Genomic DNA, 26340 nt, shown 5'->3' with positions numbered 1-26340 from the left:
TATCAGCCCTATGATTTCCGTAATCTTCCTGTCAGCGCGGCAGCTGCGGCTGCAGCTACATGGCTGATTAAAATCGCCGTCCAGATTCCATTGAGCCCGAAACCGAGATGGGAGAGCAGGTATGCAAAAGGCATGCGGATCACAATATAGTAAAAAATCATCAGACACATGCTTTTCGAGGGTTTTCCTAATCCATTGAGCAGACCGAGGAAGCAGTTCGTTACCGTGTTCAGAACATAGCCGATGCTTACAATGAGAAAATAATTTCCAACGATGGCAGCGGCTTCGGGACTTTTAACAAAGAGGCCTGAGAGCTGCCTGGAAAAGAGGATGATGACGGCTGACATAAGAACGAGCAGTCCACTCCCATAAGCAAGCGCACAGTTCAGATAATCTTTGGCCCGGTCAATTCGTCTGCCCCCGGCGCATTGCCCGATGATCGAGGTCAGTACCATATTCAGCGCCATAGCGGGGTAGAAGAGGATCGTTTCTAATTTCCCGGTGATCCCATAGGCAGCGATGGCAGTGATGCTGTACGTGCTGACGAGGGCTGTCAGAAATGTGGTGCTGATGGCAGGAATACTTTGTTGTATCACAGAGGGCACCGCTTTTTGAATGAGCAGCAGTACATCCTTCTTTTCAAATAGAGAGAGACGGAAATGGAACAGTTTCTTTTTCTTTAGATAAGCCATCATGAAAATGAGACAGATCACCTGGGATATGAGAGTAGCCGCTGCGGCTCCGTGAAAGCCCATTACTTTAATGAAAATCGGATCAAGTATGGCATTGAGTATGGTAGATACCAGCATGGCTGCTGCCTGGAACATGGAGTTTCCAAAGCTGCGGAGCACAGCCGTAAAGTACAGATAGAGATATACGGCCAGATAGCCTAATACATAAATGGACAAATAGCTGTGAGCCATGTCATATGTTTCTGCCGGTGTATTGAGTCCATGCAGGATTGCAGGCAGGAAAAATTCAAGCCCGGCCGTGATGAGGAGGGCAAAGATGACTGCCGTGACAAGTGAGGAGGCGATCAGACTGTCGATACGCTCCTGATCCTTTGCACCTACTGCCTGTGAAATCAGAATGGAGATGCCATTCGTGGCCCCCATGGCAACCGAGGTGAGAATCAAAATGAGAGGAGTGGAGTTTGTAAGGGCCGCATAAGCAGTCTCTCCTAAAAGATTCCCGATCCAGAGGCTGTCAACAAGGTTATAGGCCATATTTAAAAACATCGCGGCGATCATCGGCAGTGTCATTGCCATTAAGCAGCGCTTTGTGTTGCCTTCAATAAAATCAATATTTGTATTCATAGTAAGTCCTCCTTAGAATATTGAATGAATATCATTCACTAACATGGTATATAAATACCCCTGCCCAAAGCAGGGGAGCGGCTAAAGCCGTAATGCATAGATCAGGAATTCGTAGATCCGTTTTGCTTTATCCTCGGCGGTATCTTCCTTGTTTAATAAAATACCAAGCTGACCATATACACAGAACAGAGCGGCAGTTTTTACGTCCTCAATCTCAATCTCTCCTTTGTCCTTCGCTTTTTCCAGCAGCTTTGTAACAATGGGGACCAGCTTTTCACAGACTTTCAGTGAAAGCTGGTCATGAAACTTCTGGTTGTCGGCTTCATGGAAAACGTCGTAGAAGTCGGAATCATCCGTTTCCACATTGGCAGGCATGTTCCTTAAAAGCTGCTTTAGCGGGAGATCGGGCAGATCCTTTGGCAGAGAAAGCCGGTCAGCCAGTACCTGTGCATATTGGTCTACCGTGCAGTCAAACAATGCCTCCTTTGATGGAAAGTAGCGATAGCACAACCCCTGTGCTACGCCCATTGCCTTTGCGATGTCTGCGATTGAGGTCTTTTCATACCCTTTTTCATGAAACAGATGCATAGCAGTCTCTATAATTTCCTGTTTCCGTTCCTCGGGGTCCTTTGTGATCCTCATATACTTCGCCTCCTTTGAGAACAGTATAGCCGACATTCGCATAATTGTCAATGAATAATATTCATTCAATACAAAACGCTTCAATACGAAATAACGTTCTTTACTCGAGATGAGACATCTTTCTATTGACAAGCTCCTGCTGGATAAACGGTAATTCTTTATCCAGTTTATATGCCTGCAACACAATCACAGCCAGAAGATATAAAGCGGCTGGTACCACGGTAAACAAAAGAATGATCGAATTCATTGCGGAACTGCTTTGTACAGCAGCAGTTCCATCGTAGCCGCCCAGTGCGGTAACAAGTCCTAACATGCCGCTTGCCAGACCGGTTCCGACTTTACTACAGAAACCGGAAACACAAGTATAAATGCCTTCTCCTCTGACCCCATTTTTATATTCACCATAATCCATGCAATTGATAATTACGTTGGAAGCAAGTATAAAAATAGGCATAAAAGAGACCGAGAAGAATAATGCCGAGATCAATAGCAGAGGCATACTCGTCAGCCCTAACAAAGGCAGCAGTTTTCCCACTGCACCAATGAATAATGCTGCCGCCATCAAATTCTTCATTCCGAACTTCTTCGACAGCATCGGATAAAAAGCGATCGTCAATGGCCCTATGATGGATGTCACCGAAACGAATGACATCATGGAAATATCTCCGACGATATACTTAAAGTAGTAAGTTTGAGAATTTGCGGTAATATTAGATGCAATATTGGTCAGCAAAAGCGCTAATCCAAAAAACATAAGATAACGATTGCCAAATAACAATTTTGCACTTTGTAAAATGGTAAGTTTCTTTGGTTTACTCTGAATCGCAGTTTCTGCAGAACAATCTACTTCCGGGATCAGAAAAATTCTAATAAATGATAAAGCAATTGACGGAATACAAATCACTGCAGCGATCATTCTCCAGCCGGACGCTGTTTTCCCGATGTTATCGATCAATAGCGGCAGTAAAACACCTAATACAACCGATGCAAATGCGGAAATCATTCCTGTCAGTGCCCCGACAGATACCTGATCCTCTTTATCTGTGACTGCCCGTGCAAGATAAACGGTTCCTGCGCAGGAATACAAGGTCTGGAAAATAGAAAAGACCATAGTATATAATGTAAACACAAGGATTGCCGTTCCAACTGTTCCGATATTCGGAATGGAAAATAAGATCAGCGTTGCGACTGCATAGAAAGCAAAGGTGATGTCATATGGCCTTGCCTTCCCCCATTTTGTATTCGTCCGGTCAATCAAATATCCTGCCAGAATATCGGTTACTCCGTCGAAAATTTTTGATAAAAGCAGCAGAAGACCAACGAGTCCGGACGGCAGTCCTAAAACGTCTGTTGAAAAATAGGTAATATACCCAAGAAGCATGAGTACGCATGCTGATCCAATCAGAGGCGCTGACCATACAAAATAAAATAATTTTGAACGTTTTCCCTTTTTATTCCGTATTGTAATCATTTGTTTTCCACCTTTCCTACTTGAAGAACTGTATGCAATTCTGCATTCACATTTCCTCCAACCCATATATCGAAAACCGTTTCATCCTGAACATAGGCTTTTTTACTGCTGCTGTAATAACTGAGATCCTCTGCGGTCAATTTAAACTCAACAGTCCTGGTTTCTCCCGGCGCCAGATGTATCTTCGCAAATCCTTTCAACAGACGCTTCGGTCTGGTATCGCTGCCATATCTCTGATGGAGATAGAGCTGTGCAATCTCAGCCCCGGTCCGGTTTCCTGTATTTGACAGATCAAACCGGACAACGGCCTCTTCGCCTAACGGGATCTGTTCTTTTTCTAATTCAAGACTGCTGTATTCAAATGTCGTATAACTCAGTCCATAGCCAAATGGATATAATGGACTTCCGTCTTCGTTCCAATACCTTGAATACGGCTTCGGCTGTGCCTCTACTGGCTGATGAGTAAGATTCTCCGCATAGAATTTCGGACACTGCCCGGCACTTCTTGGAACAGTAACCGGTAACTTCGCACTGGGATTCACGTCGCCAAAGAGGATATTTGCAACCGCATTGCCGCCTTCCCATCCTGGCTGAAATGCTTCTATAATGGCATCGATATGCTCATCGGCCCATGGAAGTGAAAGGGGGCGTCCGCCCAGGATTACGAGTACGATCTGTTTTCCTGTTTCGTATACTTTCTCAAGGAGCTCCTGCTGTCTGCCCGGTAAATCCAGGGTTGTTCTCGATCCGGCCTCACCGGACATATTCACGGCTTCCCCCAGTACCATGATAACCGTATCAACCTGTTTTGCCGCCTCAACGGCCTCGGATATCGCAAGGTCTGCTTCCTCAACTGTCTGCTTTTCTTTATCCTTTTTGCCGCAGAAATCAGGAAGGATCTGAGAGACCATACTCGGGATATCTCTTTTTAACCAGGCTCCTGGTTTGTAAAGAATCTCTGCATCAGGAATCTTATTACGGATCCCCTCTAACACGGTTACTGCCTGCGGGATATTTGACATGCCAAGAATTCCTTCTGTGTCATCCTTTGCATCCGCAATTGGTCCAATCACGGCTATTTTCCTGATATCTTTTGATAAAGGAAGAAGAGAATCTTTATTTTTAAGCAATACAATACTCTGTTCTGCACTCCATAAAGCTTTTTTTCTATGTTCCGCTTCATTTTCCTCTGTTTCTGTGTCTGTATATGGATGTTCAAATAATCCCAGCTCAAACTTAGTTCTCAGAATACGTCTCACCGCATCATCGATCTGTTCCTCTTTTACTTTTCCTTCTCCGACAAGCCTGGCCAGAAACTGCACATACTGGAAACTTCCCATATCCATGTCGACCTGTGCATCCATGGAGCGTAAGACAGCGTCTTCCCCGTCTTTTGTCAGTCCCTGGGTGATCAGGCCTCCAATGGTTCCGGCATCGGTCACGACGAATCCGTCAAATCCCCATTCCTCTCTAAGTACATCGTTTAGAAGGAACTGATTGATTGTTGCAGGAACATTATTCAAATCCATATAGGCAGTCATCACGGTCTCAGATCCTGCTTTCAGCCCTGCTTCAAATGTCGGGAAATACACATTACGAAGTTCTGCTTCAGATAAAATGACCTGGTCGTAGTCTCTTCCGCCCATGCATGCACCATATCCGGCGAAATGCTTGACGCATGTCATCAGGGAATCTTGAGAGTCTAATGACTCACCGTGGAATCCCTGAATTTGCGCTGCTACAAGCTTTGAGGCAAGGTAAGGATCTTCCCCCATGGTTTCTCCGATTCTTCCCCATCGGGTATCTCTTGCAATATCAGCGTTTGGGAAAAAGGTCCAGTGAATCCCATCTTTTCTGGCTTCCTCTGCCGCAGCCCGCTGGCTTTCTTTAAGTACGTCCGGATCCCAGGAAGCAGCCATTGCCAGGGGAATCGGGAATCCGGTTCGATATCCGTGAATAACATCAGATCCATATAAAATAGGAATCCCACAGCGGCTTTCTTCCAGCGCGATTTTCTGGACAGCATTTCTTTTTTCTTTGTTTAAAAGGTACAGCATAGAACCTGCAAGCCCCTGCCGTGCCATATCTTCGGGATCCGGGCATCCGAACTCCTTCATCTGTTCGAGTCCCCATACCTGGTTCATCTGTCCGATTTTATCCATCAAATTCATCTGTGACAATAAGTTTTCGATCCGTTCTTCTATGGGAAGATCCGGGTTGAGATATGTTTGATCCTGTAACATGTTGTTATTTCCTCCTGATTTGTGATATTATCCTCCGAAAGATTCTTTTTCCGGCTATGTGAAATGTTACGCGTTTAAATCCTGTATCATCAGCATCAGCTGTTCCTTTGTCATTCCTCCAAAGCTTTCCAGAATCCCCAGGGGCATTTCCAGTAACATGATTTGCTGCATTTTCTCTGCACCGTCTCCCAGCACATCAAAGCCACTGTCCGCTTTTTCCTGCCCCTGTGGCATGGAAGCCATCAGCTGTCCGAATATGGCACGTCCCTTTGCGGTTTTTTGCAGGCTGCCCACATTTGATTCCAGCGTATAATGGTAGGGCAGCTCGGCACTGCTTTCAACATGTACCATTTCCTGTAACCGGATATCTCTGCTTGACGCACCGATCTCAATGACAAAATCGCCGCTTTCCACATACCAGTCATGAATTTTCGGCTCATAGTAAGCAAAACTTCGTTTATCCAAAAGAAATTCTATCTGTTTTTCCTCGCCCGGATGTAACGCTGTCTTCACAAAGCCTTTTAATTCCCTCACCGGTCTGTCTATACTGCTTTGCACATCTCTGATGTAAAGCTGTACGACTTCTTTTCCATAAACAGGACCGGTATTTTTTACCGTACATGTAACCCGCAGGGTATCCTGATCTGTCAGGGTTGATTTTTCCACCTTCAGACTGCTGTATGTAAAATCGGTGTAGGAACATCCGTATCCAAATGGAAACTGTACCTCCATTTCTTTTTTGTCATAATAGCGGTACCCGATATAGATCCGCTCACAGTAATCAGCAATTCCATCCGGTCCCGGGAAATTCAGGTAAGCCGGGGTATCTGACAATTTTTTAGCCCATGTCTCAGCCAGCTTTCCACTGGGATTATCTTGTCCATATAACAGGCGGACCGTGGCGGCTCCCACCTGCTGGCCTCCCAGATGCATACACAGCACTGCTTTTACTTTTTCAAGCCATGGCAGATGCATAGCAGAACCTCCATGCAGTACGACAACCAGATTCTTCTGTACTTCTGAAAGCTTTTCAATTAATTTGTTCTGATTTTCAGGAAGCTGATCATGTTCCCTGTCAAATCCTTCCGATTCAAAGGAATCCGGCAGTCCTGCAAATACAACTGCAGCATCTGCCTGTTCTGCTGCCTTTATGGCTTCCTGTACCAATTTCTCATCTATGGCTTCTGTTTCTGCATGATATCCTTTTGCATATGTAATATCATATCCCTTCGCTGCTTCCAGCGCACTTGTCACGCGGGTTACGTTGATATGGCTGCTGCCGCTTCCCTGATAACGCGGTTTCTCTGCAAATGCTCCGATAAACGCAGCCTTCTTTTCGGCACACAGGGGCAGTATTTTTTCATCGCATGCATCACGCCGATCATTTTTTAACAGGACTGCGCACTGCACAGCCAGCTCTTCGCTTAATTTAGCTAATTCTTCTCTGTCAATACAGGTATTTTCCTGTTTCTGTTCCTGATAGTCGAAGATGAACTGTAAAACATCTGCAGCGATGGCATCCACTTCGGCCTCCGTCACCGCTTTGCTCTCCAAGGCGGCTTTCAGGGCTGCCTCATGAGTACCATAGCCTCCCGGCATGACCAGATTCAATCCGGCCTTGATGCCCTTTACCACATCCTTTGCAGCGCCCCAGTCTGTGACAACAAAACCGTTAAATCCCCATTTTTTGCGGAGAACATCTGTCAACAGCATTTTATTTTCTGAACAGAATTCTCCATTCACCGCATTATAAGCACACATCACACTGCGCGTTTTTCCTTCTTTTACAGCCATCTCGAAGGCGGGCAGATAGATTTCATGCAGGGTTCGTTCGTCCAGATTTGAAGAGCCGCTCACCCGCATCGTTTCCTGATTATTTGCTGCAAAATGTTTTACACAGGCAGCAACTCCCTTCTTCTGGAGACTGCGGATATAAGCGCCTGCCAGTTTTCCCGCTAAATAGGGATCTTCGCTGAAATATTCAAAGTTTCTTCCGCACAGAGGGCTTCTTTTCATGTTCAATCCGGGTCCTAAGAGCATGCCCACGTCCTCTGCCTGACATTCCCTTCCCAGGGCCTCCCCGAGCTGATCCAGAACCTGTTCGTCAAAACTGGAGGCCAGGGCCGATGCACTTGGATAACAGACGGTCTTGATACTCTCGTGAATCCCCATATGGTCGCTTTCCCCCTCCTGTTTGCGAAGACCATGAGGGCCGTCACACATCATCACGGATGGAATTTCAAGTCTTTCCACTGGTTTTGTATGCCAGAAATCCGCACCGGAACAAAGTGCGATTTTCTCATCTAATGTCAGCATATTCAACATTTCTTCAACATGTTTCTTCATTATTTTTTTCCTCCTATTTGCTCTCTACATCACTTTTGATTCCCGAATGTGGCTGATACCTGGATTATAGCAAAAGAAAATTCTCTTTTGTGTTTGTTTTATTGTATATCTCTATTGCTGTGTATGGTTTTTAGATGTATTATAAGATAAAGGATGAACGGATGCGGAGGGATATCAATGAAGAATATGAATGACACCTATATTAAACTGCAGACAAATAACACCTTTCTTTCTCATAAGCTGGAACACTTCTCAACTACCGCTGAGTATATTGATACCAATGTCAATATTCTCGGTTCGAAAACAATCAATCAAACAGTTGAGAATGAATTTATTGTGAATTATGCAGATTTCCAGACATCTGGAATTATAAACGGATCTATTGATATGGGGAAACTATATGAAACGGCCATTCAAAAACATGGCGGATTCGAGATGATTTACGTTGTAAAGGGGACCTCCTTAAATCAAATCAACCATACGAATTATCAGTTACAAAAAAATGACATTATGATTATGAATCCTAATTGTAAAAGTGGAATGATATCCTCCTCTGATTCACTCATCATAATTTTAACGATTACTTCTGAGTTTTTAGCTTACTTTTATGATCAGAGCCACAGGCTTAGCATGTTTCCGAAAGTTTTTCAGGACTTTTTTCTTCAGTGTTTTAGAAACAGTGAATATAAAAATTCGGACTACTTTATTTTTTCAAATCAGGATGAATCCAGTGACGGAGCAGAAGTGTTCGATTGTTTTCGCCAGATCAATGAGGAATTGCGGAAGAAAAAGCCCGGATATGAATCTATCGTATATGGACTTTTTTGCCGTCTCCTTTTTTCCATTACGGAATCCGCATCCTATCAGGCTGACCGGTACCAAATCGTTCCGCAATCCATGGAAGATCTGACCAAAAATATCAAACAGTACTTAGATACCCACCGGTACAAGATAAGCGGTTCCGAGCTGTCTGATGTTTTTCACTTTCACAAAGACTATTTATCAAAAGTATTTCAGGCAAAAATGAATCAGACAATCAAGAAGTATAACCAGGATGTCTGTATGGAAGAGGCCTATAATTTGTTATGCAATTCTCAATTAACGATCAGTGAAATTGCAGCCGCAGTCAATTATTCCAGCAGATCCCAATTTTATGCGGCCTTTGAAAAAACTTACGGTATGAAACCCTCTTCTTTAAGAAAATAGACGGGGCGGCAGTCCTGCTGCCGGCTTCCAGGAAAGAGGCTTGAGAGCTGTCCGGGAAATATGATATGATGAGGTCAGTATGTAAAGGAGTGATAGGATGAAACAGATTTTGATCGTTGAGGACGACATGACGATGAACCGTATGCTTTCCAGTATCCTGAAAGGGGAAGGCTATCAGGTTACTTCAGCTTACACAGCGACGCAGGCTAAGAGTTGTTTACAGACAGCAGAGTTTGATCTGGCAGTCCTGGATATCAATCTGCCTGACGGCTCCGGTTATGAGGTCTGCAGAGCCATTAAGGAGCATGCACAGACGGCGGTGATATTTCTGACGGCGAATGATCTGGAGCAGGATATGATCAAAGGATATGAGCTGGGCGCCGCTGACTATATTACAAAACCGTTTCCAAACAGCGTACTGCGCCATAAGGTAAAGGCTATTTTTTCCATGCTGGAAAGTGTGGGGAAAGAGCCGCCCCACAAGGTTTATGATGACGGAGAGCTTCGGATTGATTTTTCCGCTATGCAGGCATCCTTGAGCGGGAAAGAGATCGCTTTTGCGCCTTTGGAATACAGGATGCTGGACGTTTTTATAAAGAATAAAGGGATTCTGCTGACCCGGCAGAAGCTGCTGGAAAGCCTGTGGGACAGCCAGGAAAACTATGTGGACGAGCATACCCTGACCGCGGCCATCAGCCGGATCCGGGGGAAGATCGAAAAGAATGGGCATAAGTATATCCAGACCGTTTACGGCATGGGCTACATGTTCACCGGCGGAGGTGCGAAATGAAAAAGGGACAGGTTTCTCTCTTGGGCATATTTGGACTGATCGGGGCAGGGGCAGGGATCACGGTCCTGATCTTATGTGTCGGCGTCTTCCTTGCGACCCGGAATGTGACGGCGGCTTTTGTCTGTCTGCTTACGGGGGCGGTACTGGCAGTATGGGCATTTGTTTTAGTGGGGATTCTTAAGAGGAAGCTGGCTCTTTTTACGGACAATGTGTGTGAAACCATTGACCATATGATGCAGGGGGAAGCTTCCTCAAGAATGATCTTTGACGAGGATACGCTGCTGGACCGCATCGGATACCAGATGAACCGGCTGTATCAGATGATGCAGGCAGGAAAACAGACCATAGAAGAACAAAGGGCGGATCTGCAGGAGATGGTCTCGGATATCTCACACCAGGTCAAGACACCGACGACCAACCTGAAAATGGCTGCGGCCACTCTTTTGGAACAGGAGCTTCCGCGCAGTCAGCAGGAGGAATATTTAAAGTCCATGAATGTACAGCTCGATAAGCTGGATTTTCTGATGAGCGCGATGGTGAAATCTTCTCGTTTGGAGACAGGTGTGATCGCACTGGAAAAGCAGAATGCCCCCATCTATGAGACGCTTGCCGCAGCTCTTGGCAGTATCTTTCTGAAAGCAGAAGAAAAAGAGCTTTTGGTGACGATAGACTGTCCGGAGGATCTCGTGGTGCCGCATGATCCCAAATGGACGGCAGAAGCGTTTTTTAATCTTTTGGAGAATGCGGTAAAATATACTCCGGCGGGAGGCAGCATCCGTGTGACGGCTGTCCGTCAGGAGGCTTATACGAGAATCGACATCACGGATACGGGGCGGGGAATCCCGGAATGCTGTCAGGCCGCCATATTTAAGCGTTTTTACCGGGAACCAGAGGTACATGAGACCGAAGGGATCGGCCTGGGACTGTACCTCACAAGAGAGATCCTTTCAAAACAGGGCGGACGCATCCATGTGACTTCCAGGGAAGGGGAAGGCGCTACATTTACGATTTTCCTTCCACATGATTAAGACGGCCGCAACCGTCTTTTTCTTCTTTTTTAGGATCATCTTTCGAAATAATTTTGGAAATGGCGACATTCTCGTGACTTTTGTGTTTTATGATAGGGCTACGAAATAAGAAAGAGGTGGTATATAAAATGTCAATTTTACAAGTGATCGATCTGAAAAAATATTACCGCCAGGGCGAGAATGTAATCAAAGCCCTGGATGGTGTGAGTCTTGAGATCAATGCGGGAGAATTTGTTGCGGTGGTGGGGACATCCGGTTCCGGCAAATCCACGCTGCTTCATATGATGGGCGGACTGGATAATCCCACATCAGGGAAAGTGTTGATCAACGGAGAGGATATTTCCGGGAAAAATGAGGAACAGCTTACGGTGTTCCGCCGCCGTCATATCGGTTTTGTATTCCAGAGTTATAACCTGGTCCCGGTACTGAACGTGTATGAGAATATTGTGCTGCCCCTTGGGCTGGACGGAAGAAGGCTGGACAAAAAGCTGTTGAAGGAGATCGTGGAGGTACTGGGGCTTTCTGATAAGCTGGAAAGCCTGCCCAACAACCTTTCCGGAGGCCAGCAGCAGAGAGTTTCCATTGCACGTGCTCTTCTTACAAAGCCGGAGATCATCCTGGCGGATGAGCCGACGGGAAATCTGGACAGCCGGACGAGTGAGGACGTTCTTTCGCTTCTGAAAGCGACCAGTATGAGGTTTCATCAGACCGTGGTCATGATTACGCACAATTATGCGATCGCTCAGCTTGCAGACCGCATCATCCGTATTGAGGACGGAAAGATCAAGGCGTAAGGAGGGTGGAACAATGCTGTTTGAAAATAACAATAAAACAATGATCAACCGTGTTGCAAAGAAAAGCTTCAAAGCAAACAGGGTCCGAAATGTGGTTGCCGTGACTGCCATCGCTCTGACTGCCTTTCTCTTTACGTCTGTGTTTACGATGGGAATGGGCGCAGGGGACTCGATTAAAATGAGCATGGCAAAACAGGTGGGCTCCCAGGCGGACGTTTCGGTGTCACATCTGAACAAGGAACAGTTTGAGGGATTGAAAGAAAACAGCCAGATCGAAAAGATCGGCTGCTGGATTCCCATTGGAATTATGACGAACACCCACCGTCTCAATACTGAGGTAGATTACGCAGACGCTGCGGCCAGAGAGTTACAATTTTTAACGCCTGGTCAGGGAGAAGCACCCCAAGGTCCGAATGAGGTCTTGGTATCCTCCAACATCTTGAAAGACATGGGGATAGAAGAGAAAACAGGAGTGGAGATCCCGGTGGAGTTTACGCTTCGGGGAGTGGAGTACCATTTCGATATGAAGGTATCAGGGATCTATACAGCAGGGGATTCCCAGAAAGGGTTTGTGATCGTATCAGAGGCCTTTTTACAGGAGCATTCTGACGTGATCGTGAACACTTATACAAAAGACCGCAATCTGTCCGGTACCTATACGGCCGGAATCATAATGAAGGAGAAGGCGGGGATCACAGACCGGCTTGCCCCTGTGATCCGGGAACTGGGAGGCAATACGGAAGATAAGGAGGCAGAAAATTATGTCCGGATCGCAGAATCCCCGGTGAGCAAGAGCGCTGACAGCTCCTCCTTTCTGCTTGCAGTCTTTGTATTCGGGATCTTGTTTGTCCTGTGCGGCTATCTGCTCATCTACAACGTATTTGATATTTCAGTCACGAATGAGATCCGCCAGTATGGACTTCTTCGAACCATCGGGACGACCACGAAGCAGATGAAACGGCTGGTAAACCGTCAGGCTGTGATGCTTTCCCTGATCGGTATCCCAATCGGGCTTGTCCTTGGAATCGCTGCGGGCAGACTGCTCTTACCCTTTGCCATGCAGATGTTTACCAGAGATTATGGCGTAGACAGCCTGACCATTGCTTCGCTGCCGTATCTGGCTATCGCAGCCGGTTCGGGCGCATTTACCGCGCTTACGGTGTATATCAGTACCAGAAGACCTGTCAGAAAGGCAGCCAGGGTCTCTGCCATGGAAGCGGTTCGGTATGTGGATCAGGAGCGTATTTCTATCAAAGGGAAAATGCGTCCTGCCACAGGTGCATGGCAGATGGCATCGAAAAATCTGAAAAGAAACAGACGGCGCACAGCGTTGATTATTACTTCTCTGATGTTAAGTGTGATCCTGATGAACTCTGTGATCGTGCTTGCAGACAGTGTGGATGAGGATATTTATGTGAACCGGAGCATGAGCAGCGATTTCTGGGTATCGAATACAGACACGGCACTGCAGTGGAAGGGGTACCGGGATCATAACAGCGGTCTGTCGGAAGAGATCGCCGGGAAATTAGAGGAAAGGCCTGAAGTGAAAAATGGAGCCAGGCTGTACCGCAATACCTTTGACGATGACAATATTTCCTGTTACTGGGGGATGGATTTTCCTGAACTGGATCATTTAAAACCGGAGGTACTGGGGCTTCCCGATAAATTTCACATCAGCGGTAACGCGGAAAAAACGACTGATGCGGTGCTGACCAAGGATCTGCTCCCCTTAGGGCTTGTCTATGGCATGGAGGAGAACCTGCTTGAGCGGATGGAGATTATTGAGGGAGAGAAGGACAAGGAGGTGCTGAAAGAAAAATTAAACAGCGGCAAATATGTCATAATCGCAGCAAAGTATAATGATAAAGGAGTCATTAGTTCAGTAGGAGAAAAGCGGTACTATGACCTGGAAGTCGGCGATCCGATCCAATTTTACGAGGACGGAGTGCTGATCGATACATTTACAGTACTGGCGAAGGTGGGCGTGACAACAGAATTGATTGAAGCTGTGTCACACAGCAATATCGCTGCCAGCATCGGCAGTCCGTATATTTATCTGTCGGCAGAGCATTTCAAGGAGATCTATAAAACGCCGACCCTGCTGAGTTATTCCTTTGACACTGCACCAAAAGATCAGGAGAAAATGGAACGCTATCTGACGGATCTGATCAATCATAATCCGGATGTAACTTATTCCTCCACAAAATCTCTGCTGCATGAGATCCAATCCCTGAAAAACACCTTCCTGCTTGTTGGAGGCCTGATCGGAATTATTTTTGCCTTCGTTGGTATCTTAAACTTTGTGAATGTGACGATTACAAGTATTATTACCCGGCGTCATGAATTTGCCACGATGCAGAGTATTGGAATGACGCATAAGCAGCTTTGCCGTCTGGTGACGATGGAATGCTTAAGCTATGTAGGCAGAGCGGCCGCCATAGGAACGATCCTTGCCGGTGTGTTGGGAATGACGCTGATTAAGATGGTGGTGGAAAAGGGTTCCTTCTGGTTTATGACCTTCCATATGACTCTGGTTCCGGCACTTTTGTTCTTCCTTATTTTTGCCATTCTGGCCCTGATCGTGCCGAACATCGCTCTGAAGGTCTTCAATAGGGGCAGTGTGATCGAGAGACTGCGGGTGACCGAGTAACAGATATGATGGTGATCATGATCTGATCCATGACTTAAAATAAAAAAGGCCAGGTCTGTCCGGTTTTTCGGCAGACTTGGTCTTTCTTATGACACAGGAAGTTCTTCTGGAATTTTTTAAAAGAAATGACTATCTGTTTTGTATGTGATAAAATAAATCTAACAGGTTACATGTGACAGCGAAAAATGCGGACAGGAAAGGATGGTTTGGAGATGGACAATGAGAAAAGACATGTGTTGAGACGGAGTTTAACTTCAGTACTAGAAGTAGAGATATTCTTTAAGGTTCTTACTTTTTTTATCATAGGCCCGCTTTTAGACTGGATTTTTACGACCTGGGTTCTTGAGGATACGCCTGTCTTTAACGAAAAAATGTTTCTGAGTATTCTGACACCTTTCAATCTGATCCTTACCCTGATTTTATTTTTACTGGCCGGACTGTGGTGCTGCTATGAGGTCAGCTGTCTTATTCATGCGGTGTACTGGGCCGGGAATGGAAAACAAGTGGGGCTTGAGGAGATACTGAAAGGTTCTGCAGGAGCTTTGAGAGGGCTTAAGCACCCTTCAATCCTTCTTGCGGCTGTCTATTTCGTCTTGTTTTTACCATTGGTCCATGCAGGCTACCTAAATTCCCTTGTCCCGCGTCTTGAGATCCCAAGGTTTGTGATAGGTGAGCTGCAGAGAACAGAGATGGGGAATCTGGGGATTCAATTGATCCATGCTGTCTATGTGGTTTTGTTTCTGGCATTTGTTCTGGTGCCGCCTGCCATGATCTTAAAACGATTGAATTTCATCCAGGCTGTAAAGCAGAACTTCCTCTGGTACCGCCTGTTTAGCTGGAGGGACAAGTTAAAACTCTGGGCTGTGTTCCTTCTTTGGTTTTTTGCGGAACTCTGGCTGATGCAGTTCCTTTCGGGACGGCTGATTCAGAATCAGGATTTTAATATCTCGGTGCTCAAATATATTGTGCGTTCCGAATCCTACCGCAGGGGGCTTTTTTACTGGCTATTTCTTACAGTACTTTTATATGCGGCAATGACATGTCTGTATCTTTTTCTATTTAAGCTTTTGGAAAAGTACAAAGAGCTTACGGTTATCCCTGTACCGAAAAAGGATACACAGGTGCTAAAACAGACTGCACAGACTGCAGCCGGAAGCGGGAAGCTTCTTGTCAGGGCAGGAAGGATGTTCTGGAATTCGAGAAAGCATAAAAAACTCTGGGCAGGGTTTGCCTTTCTTTTGATCGCTGTGGCAGTTATCGGGTATTTTAACGAGGCTCCGCTGGTTCATAAGCCATGGGCCATCGGCCACAGGGGCAGTCTGTATGCAGTGGAGAATACCACGGAAGCGGTGGAGGCTGCCGCGAAGCAGGGAGCCGACTATGCGGAGATCGATGTACAGCTTTCCAAAGACGGGATTCCTGTTGTGTTTCATGATGATACCTTAAGCAGGCTTGCCGGAGTATCAGAGAGAGTGGAGGATCTGACGGTAAAGGAGCTTAAGCAGCAGAGGCTTACGGCACATAGTGAAGAGGGAAAAATCCCCACCTTTGAGGAAATGATCCACGCTGCTTTAGGGGCAGAGAAACCGGTCGGACTGCTGGTTGAATTAAAGCCCACGCAGGAGAATAAGGAAGAGCTTGTCAGAAAGGTGATCGAGACGGTGGAGACATGCAATGCGCAGCGTCAGTGTATTTTTATGTCTCTGGATCATGAAAGTGTCCGCATGCTTAAGGAGGAACGTCCTAAGTGGTGGGTGGGATACTGTATATACGGAGGTGCAGGTAAGATCGAGGATGCCGTCTGGGAATATGAGATCGATTTTCTTGCGGTGGAGGAAGGGCTTGCCAGCAACAGTTTTCTGGAACGTGCGAGAAACAGCTGGCTTCCGGTATATATCTGGACGGCGAATAACTTTGATGATATGGAGAGTTATCTTCAGATGGGAGCGTTGGGGATCATCACAGATATGCCTGATCTTGCCAGAAGGGAGATTGATGAATATGGGAAGCAGCACAAGGAATATTATGTCTACGAAGGAGACGGATATCCGGCGGAAAAATAAATTCCCGGGATTCCAGGAAGTCTGTTATAATAATTCCGTACATTTGATAGAGCGAGAGGAAAAACATGGAACGCATATTAGTAGTAGAGGATGATCTGGCCCTGAATGCAGGGCTTTGCTTTGAATTAGATGCGGCAGGATATGCCTCTGTCCCTGCCTATAACTGCCGGAAGGCACAGTATCTGACTGCCACGGAGAGGTTCTCGCTGGTGCTTTTAGATGTGAACCTGCCGGATGGGAACGGCTTCGATCTGTGCCGGGATATCAAGGCCTCCCACCCGGAACTTCCGGTGGTGTTTCTGACGGCAAATGATCTGGAGGAGGACGTCTTAAACGGACTGGATCTGGGAGCGGAGGATTATATCACAAAGCCGTTCAGCACGAATATCCTGGTGAAAAAGGTGGGGATCCTGCTAAGACGGGGGGCAAGAATGGGATCGGCTGGTGCGGCGTTTGACGACGGGAATCTGCTTTTGGACCTGGAGAATATGGTAGCTCTGCGTGGCGGCGAGAAGATATCTATTACGCCGAATGAATATAAGATCCTGCGTCTGCTGGTCGCAAATGCGGGAAATATTGTCAGCAGACAGATGATCCTTGAGAAGGTTTTTGACAGTGTGGAAAATTACATCGATGACCATGCGCTGACTGTGAACATCAACCGTCTGCGGAACAAGCTTGAGGATGGGGAACATACTTATATCAAGACCATCCGCGGAATGGGTTATGCCTGGATCGGAGGAAAATCATGATCCGGGGTGAGCATATTGTGGAGGAGAACACTTTAGAAGGAGAGAATACGATGGCACAATACCCGGGATTAAAGGTCAGGATATGGATTCCCGTCTTACTCTCTGTCCTGATCATGGCAGGCATTTACGCCTGCCTGTGGTATTTTCTGCCGGATCCGGCACCGCGCCATCTGATTTTCGGGGGCGTAGTGCTTCTTTTTCTAGTGGGTGTTATCTGGATGCAGCATGTCCGGCGCCAGACCTTACGGTTTTCAGATTCCATCTGTGATACCATCGACCAGCTCAGCCGGGGAGAAGCTGACATGTCCGGCATGAATGTCTGTGACAATGATGCGGATACGAGAATCAAGGAGAGCCTGTACCGCTATTATGAGGTCATGAGTGACAGACAGAATGACAGTATTCAGGCCAGGCAGGAGATCCAGGAGATTATTTCTGATATTTCACATCAGGTCAAAACACCGATCGCGAACGTAAAGATCTATACGAATATCCTGCGCCGCCATGAGCTGGATACGGAAAAAAGGAATGATTTTTTTGATCTTTTGGACGGGCAGGTGGAGAAGCTGGATTTTCTTCTTCAGTCCATGATCAAGATGTCCCGTCTGGAAACAGGGATCGTGAAGCTAAATACGGTACAGGCACCCGTCTTAGACACGGTGATGCAGGCTATGAATGTGGTTCTGATGAAGGCAGAGGAAAAGCAGATCGACCTGTCTGCCGACTGTCCTGCTGATTTGACGGCGAAGCATGACCCAAAATGGACGGCAGAGGCGCTTTCCAATCTTTTAGATAATGCAGTCAAATACACCGGGGAGGGCGGCCGGGTAACCGTCATGGTGAGGCCCTGGGAGTATTATGTCCGAATCGATATTATCGATACAGGGATCGGAATTCCGAAAGAGCACTATCACGATATTTTTAAGCGGTTTTACCGGACGGAGGAGGTCTCCCGGGAGGAAGGCGTCGGGATCGGGCTGTATCTGGCACGGGAGATCATTACCTATGAAAAAGGATATATCAGTGTAAAATCACAACCGGGGCAGGGGAGCACCTTTTCGGTGTACCTGCTCAGTTAAGTAAAAGTGAGCAGTAACGCAGAAACAGACATCAGGAGAGAACTTGTATATGAATATATTAGAAACGAAACATCTGACTAAGATTTTTAAGGACGGTGCAGCCGAGATCTGTGCTTTGAAGGATGTGAGTCTTAGTATTGAAAAATCCACGTTTAACGCTGTCGTGGGAGCCAGCGGAAGCGGGAAGACGACACTGCTTAACATGCTGGGCGGTCTGGATACGCCCACCAGCGGGAGCGTATTTATCGACGGGACAGAGATCACAGGGATGAAGGACAGGGAACTTTCTGTTTTCCGAAGAAAAAAGGTAGGGATTATTTTCCAGAATTATAACCTGGTCCCGACGCTGAATACCTATGAGAATATCGTCTTCCCTGTGGACCTGGACGGACGGCGGGTAGATAAAGCTTTTGTGGAAGAAGTGGTACATACTCTTCATCTGGCGGACCGGCTTGCGGATTACCCGCATCAACTATCAGGAGGACAGCAGCAGAGAGCAGCGATCGCCAGGGCGCTGGTGGCGAGACCATCTGTCATCCTGGCAGATGAGCCCACGGGCAGCCTGGATTCCAGAAACAGCCAGAATGTTGCCGGGCTGTTAAAGGAGTGCGTGGATACTTTTAAGCAGACTTTGGTCATGATTACTCATAATCTGGAGCTGGCACAGCTGGCCGACCGGGTGATCCGGATAGAAGACGGACAGATCCGTAAACAGGAGGCCATATAGTATGTTCGAACATATCAATACCAGGATATGCTGGAAATTGGCACTGCGTGAGATCCGGTTCCATAAGATGCGCAGTATCCCCACCATACTCGTGGCAGTTCTTGAGGCGGCGGTCTTTTCCTTCGTTCTGTTTGTGGCGTCCTCCCAGCAGGCCGGCTACGAGTCTCAGATCCGCAGTCTTTCCAATACCCAGGCAGATATTCTGTTCACCGGGCTGACAAAAGGACAGGCAGAGTCTCTTTCCGGACAGAGGATCGTTAAGGATGCCCCCTGGTATCAGGCGGTTGGAACCGTGTCGGATGGAGCATCCCTGTATCAGCTTGCCCCATATTCGAAAGGGTATGCGCCTACGGTGGAGGCAGTGCCTGCCCGGGGACGCCTTCCACAGAAGGAAAATGAGATCGCCATGGAGGTGCAGGCAGCCTATGCACTGGGCGGTACCAGCCGGATAGGGGATACTTTAACTTTGATATTCACTCCTGAGCAGGGAGGAGAGCCGTTAGAGCAGGAATTTACCTTAGTGGGAACCTGGGATTCCCAGATGTATTCCAACATCGTGTGGGTATCGGATCAATTGGCCGGACAGTTTCCACAGCCTGAACATGCCGCCAATGTGACAGCCGGAGTCAGCCTCTGGCGTACATGGAATATAGAAGAAAGGGCAGAAGAACTGGCACAGACCATCGGTCTTACCAAGACAGGGCAATACATGGTCAATTCTCTTTTTCAAGAAGGCCAGGCAGAGCATATCGCAAAATATGTGAAACCGACCCGGAGGAATCTGCCGGTTGTCTTTTTGTGCGGTTTCCTGATGTTTTTTTCTATCATTCAGATGATGCTGGAGCTGGATGTCCAGTTTTACGGGCGCATGAAGTCTCTTGGAATGACGCCACTGCAGATGAGGCTGGTCGTTTATAACTGGGTCGGTATTCTTGTCCTGTTGAGCGTGCCGGTGGGATGGCTGTTGGGATATGGACTCACACAATGGATTTCCGATACGTTTATACTGCCAAGAAGTAATCTTCTGGGGATCAGTACGGTGCTTAATTGGTATGACTTTGCTCTTTCCCTGGCGGGAACGTGGGTGACAGTACTCCTTGCAGCGCTCCTTCCGGCTTTCAAGGTGAGCCGTATGAAAGCATCTATGGCTCTTCATTATACCGGACATCCGGGAAAGCACGGAAAGAAATCCTCTGTTTCCTCTAAAGATGCTTACCGCCCGAATTCACTGCTTCGCCTTGCTGTGAAGGGGATGTTTCGTCAGAAGGGCAGGATGGTATTTGTATTGGCTGCACTGATACTGTCAGCGTGCTTTTCAAGCGTGACACTGGTGAAGTACCGCAGCTTGGATATGGAGAAGTATGTTTCCAATAAATTTTCTTTCGATTATCTGGTCAAGGGAGACGGACAGAAATATAACGTGTTTTATGACCCGGACGACCGCAGTCTGACGCCGGAGCTGTATGACCGGATCTCAGATGCGGCAGGAGCGGAGAATATCAGCAGGGTTTATTACGCAGAGACGCAGATTCGGCTTGAGGATTCACTCTGGAAGGAAATCGTGGATTATTATGAACGCAACCTGGAATATTATCAGGAGTATCTGCAGTATGTGGGATTTGAAGATGCCTTAAAGCAGTTGAAAGAGGAACATACGATGACGGTGGCGGTCTATGGTGTGGAACAGGAGTTTATGCGGGTTATGACAGATGATCAGTTCCAATTGTCCGGCCGGTATGACAGGGAACAATTTGAGAAGGGCTCCTTCGCTTATATCGCAGGGATGAATAAAAATTCAACAGGACCCGAGGAGGATTATGATCAGCCGCTTCCGGCCAAAGGGACGGTTCTTAAACTGGACGGTACTAAGTATACGGTGATGGGGACTGCCCGCCGGCCTTATAATTCCATGTTTGTAAAACCGGATTCTGCCTTCTATCTGGAATGTTATATATCCAAAGATACCTTCGGGAAACAGTATCCCGGACGGTCACCAGTAGAATTGGTGATAACTGCGTCTGACGGTCAGGAGGAAAAGGTGGAACAGATCGTAGAGGCTTATCAGGAGGAAAATGGATATAATTACTTTACAATATCCCGCCAGTCATACTATGACGGCGGCAGATCTACGGCGTGGACCATGTTTGGCTCGGATATCATCCTAAGCGGGGTACTGCTCTTGATCGCACTTTTGGGGTATTTGAACCTGATTCTGCACAGGACCCTGGCACGGAGCCGGGAGTTTGCAGTATACCGCAGTCTGGGAATGAGCAGAAGAGAGCTTTTAAAACTGCTTGTGCTGGAGAATATCCTGTTTATGGTTCTGGCAGGCGTACTTGTTTATGGTGCATCAGCTGCTGTGGTGGGACCGCTGTTCCATTATTTCAACCACAGTGGGGCAGACTGGTGGTTTACTTACCATTTCACATTGCTGCCTGTACATGGTCTGATGGTGCTGCTTGTGGTACTGGCGGCGGTGCTGCCTGTGGTATGTGTGCACTTTACGGAGAGAAAGAGTATCACGCAGAGGCTTGCTTGATGAGATTAAAATGTCTCAAATTTGTGACCTTACATGTGCCTCAAATGAGACATTGGCTTGTTATCCTGTTCTTGTAAGAGGCAAGGAGGTAACAAGATGAGCGCAAAGAAAATAAGAACAAAAATGTTGAATCTATTAGCTCAAAGGAGCTTTCAGGCGAGCCGGATGCGCAACCTGATCGCGGTGATGGCGATCATGCTCACCACGATTCTGTTTACGACGGTAACAACGACAGGTATAGGAGCCATGGATTCCATGACGCTGACCATGCAGATGCAGAAAGGAAGTAAGTCGGACGGTGATTTCCGCAATATGACAAAGGAACAGTTCGAGGCGCTTAATGATGCTGATTTTATTAAAGAATATGGCCTTCGTATGCCGGTAGGCTTTTTGACGAATACGGTACGGCATAACGTGGAACTGGATATACTGGATGAGACTCAGGCAGAGCTCACCTTCTGTTATCCGAGCCATGGGAGGATGCCGGAGAAGGCTGATGAAGTTGTTGCCTCAGACCGGGCGATCAGGGAACTTGGAGCTGAACCTGAATTGGGAGCAGAGATCACAATTGAATTCAGTGTCCACGGACAGAATTACAGCCTGCCAATGGTCATATCAGGCTGGTATGAGGCAACAAATGATCAGCTAAGTGTCATGGCCGCAGGGACTGCTTTTGCGGAGGCTTACCCAGATATTTTTCACTATACTTATCCACAGGATCATGAGCTGGCAGGAACCTATTTTTCAGACTTTACCGCAAAAAGTACCGTGGATCTGCAGAACAAGATGAATGAGTGGAGCCGCAGTGTGGGTGGGGAGCCGGAAGATGTAAACGCCGGGAATTACCTGCCGGGTGTCATCAATGGTATGACAAATCAGAAACTGGATAAGAGCACGCTTCTGGCTGGTGCCGCATTTATCGTACTTTTTATCTTCTGCGGCTATTTGTTAATCTACAACGTGTTTGATATTGCGGTGATGCAGGAAATCAGGCGTTACGGTCTTTACCGGACTGTAGGTATGGGGAAGAAACAGGTCAGACGGCTGATCAACCGGCAGGCATTATGGCTCTCCTGTATTGGAATCCCACTGGGCCTGGCAGTCGGTTTTCTGGTAGGAAAGGCTGTACTTCCGATAGTGATGGATGTCTTAGCTGTCCAGTATAAGAACATCGCAGCCAGCGTGTCCCCGTCTCCGGTAATCTTCATAGCTGCTGCGGTATTATCCGCCTTTACTGTGTTCCTAAGCACCAGGAAACCGGTGCGTGTGGCGGCCAATATTCCGCCCATTGAAGCATTTCGGTATGTGGAAAGTTCGACAGGTAAACGTACGACCAAGAAGAGCACTTCCGGAACCGGCATTCCGAGGCTGGCCATGTCTAATCTGGGACGCAATAAACGCCGTACTGCATTTATCATGATATCTTTGATGCTCTGTGTAATACTGCTCAACTGTGTCGGTATTGCCGCAGTCAGCCTTGATGTGGAAAAGCAGGTGGACTACATGATCCGCACGGATTTCGCCGTGGTCAACGCAGTCAGTACGAATGGGCAGAAGGGATTTACCCTGAGGGAACAGGGTCTGAGACGTGAAACCATGGATGCCATTGCAGCGCAGCCGGGTGTGAAAGATGCATCTGCCGTGTACAAAAATACGGTGGAAGATGTCGATGTAACCTATGATTTTGGCGTCGACCTGACAGACGAGAAATATGTGGACGAAGATACCGGGCTGACTTTCGCAGCTACAAAGGAGTATTATTGGTTCGGTCTGGGAACAGATGGGAGACCACTCTGTAATGTATATGGGATGGATGAGAACACAATTGCACGAATGGATATCAGAGAGGGCGAAACAGATCCCCATGTGCTCTATGAAGCAATGTCTTCCGGGGAAGGTGTATTGGTCGGCGTGCCCGTTGAACGTACCACTATGACGATCCCGGAACAAGCAAATTTTGTTGATGTCGGCGATATCATTACCGTATATCAGGATGGAAAACCGTTAAAAGAGCTTCCGGTACTGGCAAAGGCGGCCATCAACGGGGATGATACGGAGATCGGATATACCAGCAATGGTCCGAATAAAGTAGGAGGTGACGGTCTGTTTCTTTACATCCCGGCGGGTGTCTATGAAGAGCTGTACGAGGAACCGGCAGTTTATAAGTATTCCTTTGATGTGGAGGAAGCGAAGCGTGCCGACATGACTGCCTTCTTAGAAAACTATATGCTGGAAGAGGATTCAAGTATCAACTATGCATCTGCCGAGGATGCAAGAATGAATGCAGAAAAAACCAGAACTATGATCCACTTTGCAGGAGGGCTGGTCGGCGCCATCTTTGGTATCGCAGGAGTGCTGAATCTGATCAATACCGTGATTACCACAATCCTGGCACGACGGCATGAATTTGCGACGATGCAGAGTCTTGGCATGACAGATCGGCAGCTTACTAAGATGGTGATCTGCGAGAGTATCTATTATGCACTTGGAGCTAGCGGAATCGGCTTGGTCTTGTCGGTAGTTCTTGGGTATACCATGGTGCAGATCTTGTTAGGAAGTGTCTGGTATTTTACCTTCCGGTTTACCATACTTCCGGCAGTCATCGTTTCCATCGTCATGCTGATCGTGGCAGCTATTGTCCCGGTGGTATCTCTGAAAATCTTTAACAAGGGCAGCATCGTGGAAAAGCTGCGTATTGCCGAATAATAGGAATCATAGAAAATAGGAGGATCCAAGGATGAATACAATCTTAAAGGCAAGAGGGCTGAAAAAATATTATGGGAAAGGCGCAACAGAGGTACATGCGCTGGATGGCGTGGATCTGGAGATTGAGCGCGGTACATTTGTGGCAATCGTGGGGACCAGCGGAAGCGGAAAGTCCACACTGTTAAACATGCTGGGCGGACTGGACCGTCCTACCAGCGGACAGGTGATGATCAAAGGAGAGGAACTATCCAGGCTGAATGATGAACAGCTGACATTATTCAGACGGAAAAGGATCGGATTCATTTTTCAGAACTATAACCTGATCCCAACGCTGAATGTATGGGAGAACATTATCTTTCCCATCGCATTGGACGGAAAGAAAGCAGATAAGAAGTTCATTATGGATATCGCCAAAATGTTGGGTCTGGAAAGTAAATTAGACAGTCTGCCGAATAACTTATCCGGCGGCCAGCAGCAGCGTGTGGCGATCGCCAGGGCCCTGGCTTCAAAGCCGGCCATCGTGCTCGCCGATGAGCCGACGGGAAACCTGGATAGTAAGACCAGCGATAATGTAGTCGGACTTCTTAAAACAGCCAGCCGGGAGTTCCAGCAGACAGTTGTTATGATTACACATAATCCTGAGATCGCACAGATGGCAGATTATATTGTACGGATAGAAGACGGGAGAATCGTGGAATAGAAAAAGTGGAATAGTTAAGAAGAGGAAAATCCAGGAGATTACATTTACATAGTCTCCTGGATTTTCTTTTAACAGACATATCTCGTCTGTCAGATATTGTTAGCAACTTCAAATGCATCCCAGATTGCATACATAATATTGGAAACATTTTTGGCATCACCCGTTGAAGTAGACAGCTTTAACATCAGTTATGCCCCCGGATCTTCAGCACCCGGGCAGCCTCACAGACTGTAACACCGCCGCCTATGATCAGGACAATCTTCGGAGTTAAGATCGGACGGTAAGTCATGTCCTGTTCTCTTGCAGCCTGTGGGGTGACGGCACAGTTCAATCCGGGTAAACCACACAAAGGAGACAGAAAGCTTCGTTTTTCGATTACGGATCAAGGTGAAAGAGAAAAAACTGCGTGATTTACTCATGCCCTTTTTGAGTACAGATTATATAATGCATCTGTACAATCAAGAAGGGAGAAGTGAAAAATGCATACAATTTTAAACGTCCGGGACGTGACAAAAGTTTATAAAAAGGGACAGACACCTAGTCTGCATCATGTTTCTTTTCAGGTAACCGAAGGAGAATTTATCGGGATCATGGGGGCCTCGGGCTCCGGGAAAACAACATTGCTTAACGTTTTATCCACCATCGACAAACCTACAGCCGGGGATGTTTATTTGAATAAGGTAAATCTGAATTCACTCGGCGATGCACAGGCCGCGGATTTTAGAAGGGATCATCTGGGATTCATCTTTCAGGAATATTTTTTACTGGACAGTCTGACCATCCGGGAAAATATTTCTGTTCCCCTTACACTTAAAAGGCTGCCTCCTCAAAAGATCGAGGCCATGGTCAATGAACTGGCCCAAAGGTTTGGGATCGCATCCCAGCTTGAAAAATATCCGGGGGAGCTGTCCGGCGGTCAGAGACAGCGTGCCTCTGCGGCCAGGGCCATCGTAAAGCGTCCGGAGATCTTATTTGCAGATGAACCCACCGGAGCGTTGGATTCTAACTCAGCCACAGAGCTGCTCTCGGCGCTTCATGAGGCCAATGAAGAATTGAACACAACAATCTTAATGGTAACCCATGATCCGTATGCGGCAAGCTTTGCAGCGCGCATTTTTTTATTTAAAGACGGCTGTATCTACAGGGAGCTGAACAAAGGGAAGGCCCCCAGACGTATGTTCTATGAACGGATCGTAGAAGAAGTTGCAAAATTGGATACGGACAGATAGGGGGGGCTGACAGAATGAATCTTTTGAATATGGCACGAAAAAATCTGCTGAAGAATCTT

General features: G+C 47.1%; 19 protein-coding genes. 13 read left to right on the top strand and 6 right to left on the bottom strand.

From position 1 onward, the window contains the following. Positions 1-8 precede the first annotated feature (8 nt). From AC4OGX_RS19120 to AC4OGX_RS19100, 5 genes are all read right to left on the bottom strand, one after another. A complete protein-coding gene (locus tag AC4OGX_RS19120; RefSeq protein WP_493332337.1) occupies positions 9-1316 on the bottom strand; it encodes an MATE family efflux transporter in 1308 nt (435 codons plus the stop codon). Positions 1317-1397: 81 nt separating this feature from the next. Further along, positions 1398-1958, bottom strand: a complete 561-nt coding sequence (locus AC4OGX_RS19115; protein WP_493332336.1) for a TetR/AcrR family transcriptional regulator — start codon at positions 1956-1958, stop codon at positions 1398-1400. 100 nt (positions 1959-2058) lie between these two features. Then, a complete protein-coding gene (locus AC4OGX_RS19110) occupies positions 2059-3429 on the bottom strand; it encodes an MFS transporter (protein ID WP_493332335.1) in 1371 nt (456 codons plus the stop codon). After that, positions 3426-5672 (bottom strand): beta-glucosidase BglX, encoded by a 2247-nt coding sequence (bglX, locus tag AC4OGX_RS19105; RefSeq protein WP_493332334.1) that lies wholly within the window; start codon positions 5670-5672, stop codon positions 3426-3428. The genes AC4OGX_RS19110 and bglX overlap by 4 nt, the downstream gene beginning before the upstream one ends. A 66-nt stretch (positions 5673-5738) precedes the next feature. Then, positions 5739-8018, bottom strand: coding sequence for a glycoside hydrolase family 3 C-terminal domain-containing protein (locus AC4OGX_RS19100; protein WP_493332333.1), 2280 nt, complete (start codon positions 8016-8018; stop codon positions 5739-5741). 177 nt (positions 8019-8195) lie between these two features. Here AC4OGX_RS19100 and AC4OGX_RS19095 point away from each other — a divergent pair, with 177 nt between their 5' ends. From AC4OGX_RS19095 to AC4OGX_RS19040, 12 genes are all read left to right on the top strand, one after another. After that, a complete protein-coding gene (locus AC4OGX_RS19095; protein ID WP_493332332.1) occupies positions 8196-9224 on the top strand; it encodes a helix-turn-helix domain-containing protein in 1029 nt (342 codons plus the stop codon). A gap of 97 nt (positions 9225-9321) precedes the next feature. Beyond that, positions 9322-10014, top strand: a complete 693-nt coding sequence (locus AC4OGX_RS19090; RefSeq protein ID WP_493332331.1) for a response regulator transcription factor — start codon at positions 9322-9324, stop codon at positions 10012-10014. Beyond that, positions 10011-11042, top strand: a complete 1032-nt coding sequence (locus tag AC4OGX_RS19085; protein ID WP_493332329.1) for a sensor histidine kinase — start codon at positions 10011-10013, stop codon at positions 11040-11042. The genes AC4OGX_RS19090 and AC4OGX_RS19085 overlap by 4 nt, the downstream gene beginning before the upstream one ends. Positions 11043-11170: 128 nt before the next feature. Then, positions 11171-11836 carry an ABC transporter ATP-binding protein gene (locus tag AC4OGX_RS19080; protein ID WP_493332328.1) on the top strand — a complete coding sequence of 222 codons (666 nt, stop codon included), beginning with the start codon at positions 11171-11173 and terminating at the stop codon, positions 11834-11836. Between the two features lie 13 nt (positions 11837-11849). After that, a complete protein-coding gene (locus AC4OGX_RS19075) occupies positions 11850-14486 on the top strand; it encodes an ABC transporter permease (protein ID WP_493332327.1) in 2637 nt (878 codons plus the stop codon). Between the two features lie 212 nt (positions 14487-14698). Continuing rightward, positions 14699-16549, top strand: a complete 1851-nt coding sequence (locus AC4OGX_RS19070) for a glycerophosphodiester phosphodiesterase family protein (protein ID WP_493332326.1) — start codon at positions 14699-14701, stop codon at positions 16547-16549. Between the two features lie 65 nt (positions 16550-16614). Continuing rightward, a complete protein-coding gene (locus tag AC4OGX_RS19065) occupies positions 16615-17301 on the top strand; it encodes a response regulator transcription factor (protein WP_493332325.1) in 687 nt (228 codons plus the stop codon). Continuing rightward, positions 17298-18380, top strand: coding sequence for a sensor histidine kinase (locus AC4OGX_RS19060; protein WP_493332324.1), 1083 nt, complete (start codon positions 17298-17300; stop codon positions 18378-18380). The genes AC4OGX_RS19065 and AC4OGX_RS19060 overlap by 4 nt, the downstream gene beginning before the upstream one ends. A gap of 49 nt (positions 18381-18429) precedes the next feature. Further along, a complete protein-coding gene (locus AC4OGX_RS19055; protein ID WP_493332322.1) occupies positions 18430-19107 on the top strand; it encodes an ABC transporter ATP-binding protein in 678 nt (225 codons plus the stop codon). A gap of 1 nt (position 19108) precedes the next feature. Beyond that, complete coding sequence (locus AC4OGX_RS19050; RefSeq protein WP_493332321.1) at positions 19109-21646, top strand: ABC transporter permease; 2538 nt, start codon at positions 19109-19111, stop codon at positions 21644-21646. 96 nt (positions 21647-21742) lie between these two features. Then, positions 21743-24352, top strand: coding sequence for an ABC transporter permease (locus AC4OGX_RS19045; protein ID WP_493332319.1), 2610 nt, complete (start codon positions 21743-21745; stop codon positions 24350-24352). A 31-nt stretch (positions 24353-24383) separates the two neighbouring features. Continuing rightward, positions 24384-25052, top strand: a complete 669-nt coding sequence (locus tag AC4OGX_RS19040) for an ABC transporter ATP-binding protein (protein ID WP_493332317.1) — start codon at positions 24384-24386, stop codon at positions 25050-25052. A 184-nt stretch (positions 25053-25236) separates the two neighbouring features. On the opposite strand, the gene AC4OGX_RS19035 is transcribed toward AC4OGX_RS19040, so the two are convergent. Next, positions 25237-25401, bottom strand: a complete 165-nt coding sequence (locus AC4OGX_RS19035; RefSeq protein WP_493332315.1) for a hypothetical protein — start codon at positions 25399-25401, stop codon at positions 25237-25239. A gap of 130 nt (positions 25402-25531) precedes the next feature. On the opposite strand from AC4OGX_RS19035, the gene AC4OGX_RS19030 reads away from it, so the two are divergent. After that, positions 25532-26281, top strand: a complete 750-nt coding sequence (locus AC4OGX_RS19030) for an ABC transporter ATP-binding protein (protein WP_493332314.1) — start codon at positions 25532-25534, stop codon at positions 26279-26281. Positions 26282-26340 lie beyond the last annotated feature (59 nt).

It is taken from the genome of Faecalicatena sp., assembly GCF_058819085.1.
Note: the sequence above shows the minus strand (reverse complement) of the source record. Positions and strands in the feature narration are given on the sequence as shown.

Coding starts and splice junctions, on each gene's coding strand:
- AC4OGX_RS19040 (WP_493332317.1), top strand. CDS start 24,384: ATGAATACAATCTTAAAGGCAAGAGGGCTGAAAAAATATTATGGGAAA.
- AC4OGX_RS19085 (WP_493332329.1), top strand. CDS start 10,011: ATGAAAAAGGGACAGGTTTCTCTCTTGGGCATATTTGGACTGATCGGG.
- AC4OGX_RS19030 (WP_493332314.1), top strand. CDS start 25,532: ATGCATACAATTTTAAACGTCCGGGACGTGACAAAAGTTTATAAAAAG.
- AC4OGX_RS19055 (WP_493332322.1), top strand. CDS start 18,430: ATGAATATATTAGAAACGAAACATCTGACTAAGATTTTTAAGGACGGT.
- AC4OGX_RS19115 (WP_493332336.1), bottom strand. CDS start 1,958: ATGAGGATCACAAAGGACCCCGAGGAACGGAAACAGGAAATTATAGAG.
- AC4OGX_RS19075 (WP_493332327.1), top strand. CDS start 11,850: ATGCTGTTTGAAAATAACAATAAAACAATGATCAACCGTGTTGCAAAG.
- AC4OGX_RS19065 (WP_493332325.1), top strand. CDS start 16,615: ATGGAACGCATATTAGTAGTAGAGGATGATCTGGCCCTGAATGCAGGG.
- AC4OGX_RS19120 (WP_493332337.1), bottom strand. CDS start 1,316: ATGAATACAAATATTGATTTTATTGAAGGCAACACAAAGCGCTGCTTA.
- AC4OGX_RS19050 (WP_493332321.1), top strand. CDS start 19,109: ATGTTCGAACATATCAATACCAGGATATGCTGGAAATTGGCACTGCGT.
- AC4OGX_RS19100 (WP_493332333.1), bottom strand. CDS start 8,018: ATGAAGAAACATGTTGAAGAAATGTTGAATATGCTGACATTAGATGAG.
- AC4OGX_RS19070 (WP_493332326.1), top strand. CDS start 14,699: ATGGACAATGAGAAAAGACATGTGTTGAGACGGAGTTTAACTTCAGTA.
- bglX (WP_493332334.1), bottom strand. CDS start 5,672: ATGTTACAGGATCAAACATATCTCAACCCGGATCTTCCCATAGAAGAA.
- AC4OGX_RS19060 (WP_493332324.1), top strand. CDS start 17,298: ATGATCCGGGGTGAGCATATTGTGGAGGAGAACACTTTAGAAGGAGAG.
- AC4OGX_RS19080 (WP_493332328.1), top strand. CDS start 11,171: ATGTCAATTTTACAAGTGATCGATCTGAAAAAATATTACCGCCAGGGC.
- AC4OGX_RS19045 (WP_493332319.1), top strand. CDS start 21,743: ATGAGCGCAAAGAAAATAAGAACAAAAATGTTGAATCTATTAGCTCAA.
- AC4OGX_RS19090 (WP_493332331.1), top strand. CDS start 9,322: ATGAAACAGATTTTGATCGTTGAGGACGACATGACGATGAACCGTATG.
- AC4OGX_RS19095 (WP_493332332.1), top strand. CDS start 8,196: ATGAAGAATATGAATGACACCTATATTAAACTGCAGACAAATAACACC.
- AC4OGX_RS19110 (WP_493332335.1), bottom strand. CDS start 3,429: ATGATTACAATACGGAATAAAAAGGGAAAACGTTCAAAATTATTTTAT.